The following is a 3064-nucleotide window of genomic DNA, read 5'->3' on the forward strand; positions in this document are numbered from 1 at the left end:
CATACGCAACAATGCGCACGGCCATCATCCAATTGACTGTCGACTGAAATTCCAACATCACGAGCAGGTAAACCATGCCTCCTGAGTGTGTTGGAATCTGCCAAACCACATCACCCTCACGTTTTGGCAGAAATCGACGGTGAAACTTGGTATTGACCCGCTGCATACGGGTGAAATCGAGATCTTTTCCCAAGACTCGTTGACAAAATGCACAAGCAGGTCCGCCACCATGAGCGGGTCCGTATAGATCTGGTGATAGGTGCCATCGTGGTCGGTCATGGTTTCTCCGGTGGGCCCATCCGTGCTAAATCTGCCAGATCCTTCTTGCGTTGCCGTACCCTCCGTTCGTAACTGGCCTGATTTTTGGTGCAAACCAGCGTATAAGGACGGCCACGCTTGTCGGTCGCACCATCCAGATCACAATTGCTCTGTCGGACTGTCTCTTCGACGTGACGGCGACTGTGTTCGGAAGCCTTGAAGTTCCACGTCTTGCGTTCTGCGTCGGCCAAAAAGAGAGCCAGCTCGCTACAGTGGGAGCATCGACAGGAAAGGATATGCTCTCGCGCCCAGTCGCCGGGTGGCTCCAGAGGTTCCGCGACACGTTTTTGCAGGTGGTCTAGACAGATTGTGCGCAGGCGTTGTACCGCAGCCAGATTTTCCATTCCCGTCTGGTCATTGAGTACCAACATGGCTGGTAGAAGAATCGTGTCCAGGTCGTAGGTTTTGATCTGCGCCAGGATCAACGCCACGGCTTGATCCGCCAGGGTCGCGTCGATACGCCCCAACGTGGTCATGAGATCGACAATCAGTCCGGGTTCCACAACAGGACGAAAAAGCCTTACGGCATCTTCCTGTGCAGCCCGTTCTGGATTACCAGGAAGGGCGTTCAGCAAAGCCGTTGCGGCCTCCACGAAGTCTGCCATCCGTGTGTCAGAAGGCATCTTTTGCACGGCACGCGCCAGTAGATTGCTGCAAGCCATCGGGTTTGTGGAAGCATTACCCGTGATGATGCTTTCGATCAGAGCAATGGCGCGCAGCGTCGGCAACAGGACAAGAGCCTCCAATATCGCATCGTTGTCCGCCATGCCGTACAGGCCCATAGCGGAAACGGTGGTCAGCACAGCCTCGATCTGTCCCGAATCCCGGAGTTTTGCCAGTGACAAAAGCATTCTGGCTGCCTGGCTGGCCTCCTTGTTGTAGCGAGAATACCCGGAATTATGCGGCCAACTGGCTAAAATCTGTTTGGCGAGATCCTGTGCTTGGCTCCACAGGGGGGAATGCAGCCCCTCTCCACTGGCGGTCCAGCGGTTGACCAGTTCTTCCAGATAAGGCAACGTGACTGGCAATCCCCCCTGGCTGATGACCGCCATACGCTGCTCCCGAGGCCATAAAACCAACGCAGCGCGGCGGTAGGTGCGCTCAAAAGAGGCCCCCTCGTTGCCGGTCGATTCTTGAAACAGCTCTTCATCGGGCTCAATACCCTCCAAGGCATCTGGCGGGGAGAGTTCTTCCTCTAAAAACGACAACGGCCCCAATGGGAATGGGCGGCCATCAGGTCGATGCCAATTGGACAAGGTCGTGCTGCGTTCGTAGACCTCGCCGGCTTCAAAGGCTTCATCGTCAGACCATCCGCGTCGCCTGCCATAGGAGCCGGTATACTCGGCAGCACCACTCTCGTCAATCGACAGCAGTGCCAAATGGATATCGCAGTCGGCCTGCTGGGCGGCAGAGATCAAGACGGCTGCCCGGGCGGCATCTGCGCCCTTCAACGACGCAAACGCAAGACCGGCCTGGGTATAGGCGTGTTCCAATGGATAAATCAGTTTTTCTGGCGAGTCGGCCATTGCCTGCTGGCCAGATCGCCATTCTCGCAGCAGCGTGGCAAGCTGTGCCGCTTCGCGGGTATGACTGGGCGGTTTGGGCACCCGACTCCGATCCCGGAGCAGCAAGTTGTAGATGAGGGTCAGCCGACACCCGGACAGAACAGGAAGCACCTCATGCGCACAGTCGGCATAGAAGGCCGCGAAAGCAGCCTCAGACGGGTCGGAGCAACGGAGATCAAACTGAAATTGGCGGTCCAGGTGACGTACGATCAGCTCTCCCCCGGTATAAACGGAGGGAAGAACAACAACCAGGGTGGCAAACATGCCCTGCGCCTTCTCGGTATCCCGATGGGTTGTAAAAAAACTGCCTTCGTCATACACGAGAAGTTTATACAGTTCCGCTACAACAGCCCCCTCAACTCCAAGCCCTTCGGTGACCCGAGCGACGAGGGACTCCAAAGTTTTATCCCAATGGCAACCTTGGAGCCGGACGCGGTCGGCGTCGATTTGCCAGGTCCGGCGCACCTGGGTATCTACCAGTGTCTGCTCACCCCGACCATACGGGGCGGGAGCGGATGCAGTGATCAATTGTTCCATCTGGAGCGGCAAACAGGGAATGGCAACCGGACCAACCCCCTCCACATCCAGCAGGGGCGTAAAGATTTCCACTGTGCCGGAAGTACAGAAATCACCCGGATGCAGGACCGGTCGCAGCAGCTCCGAAAACGCAGATGTCAAGGATGTCATAGGAATCGGATCCCCTTTGAGAACACAGAAGAATCCTCGTTTCTCTCCAGATCAGCAACCCAAAAGCCAGAGACAGTGAATCCACATGAAACGTCTCTGGTGAACTCGTTGCCAAAGATCTTCTTGAACGCAAAGTCGATGCGTAGATCGATGAATTCCATAGCTGGGCCACCTGTTGACGAAGAGTACCAAACTACCAAGCCAGTGTATCTCCTTGCTGGGCGAAATGCCACCAGATTCGTCGCAGGCGTCAAACTGGGCGTTTGCCGGATGGCTTGACATCTGACTCTTCTCCAACTGTTTCTCTCGCTTTATCAAGATGATCTTTGGCCTGCAAAGTTTCTGTCTCATCCGCCATTTCATTGATCTTGCCAGTCTGTTCAATGGTTTCGGCAGTTTCAATGGCGCTCTTTCCCTCGGTCGGTCCATCTCCTGACCCTGAAGAATCTCTGTCTGAGTGATTCGGTTGTTTCGCCTTTTTTTCCCTCTTTTTC

At 55.5% G+C, this 3064-nt stretch carries 3 protein-coding genes; all 3 read right to left on the reverse strand.

The annotated features are described in order from the left end of the window. A partial coding sequence (locus tag EJP87_RS15020; RefSeq protein ID WP_193771430.1) for an Rpn family recombination-promoting nuclease/putative transposase occupies positions 1 to 193 on the reverse strand: 193 nt, incomplete at its 3' end. An 82-nt stretch (positions 194 to 275) separates the two neighbouring features. After that, positions 276 to 2570 (reverse strand): 2OG-Fe(II) oxygenase, encoded by a 2295-nt coding sequence (locus EJP87_RS15025; RefSeq protein ID WP_130472675.1) that lies wholly within the window; start codon positions 2568 to 2570, stop codon positions 276 to 278. A gap of 250 nt (positions 2571 to 2820) precedes the next feature. Beyond that, positions 2821 to 3064 (reverse strand): hypothetical protein (locus EJP87_RS18025; protein WP_193771431.1); only part of this gene is annotated, 244 nt, incomplete at its 5' end.

The organism is Candidatus Magnetaquicoccus inordinatus (assembly GCF_004217665.1).
Classification (GTDB): domain Bacteria; phylum Pseudomonadota; class Magnetococcia; order Magnetococcales; family Magnetaquicoccaceae; genus Magnetaquicoccus; species Magnetaquicoccus inordinatus.

Bases quoted from the DNA above. Each gene is read 5' to 3' on its own strand.
- EJP87_RS15025 (WP_130472675.1), bottom strand. From the start codon at position 2,570: ATGACATCCTTGACATCTGCGTTTTCGGAGCTGCTGCGACCGGTCCTG.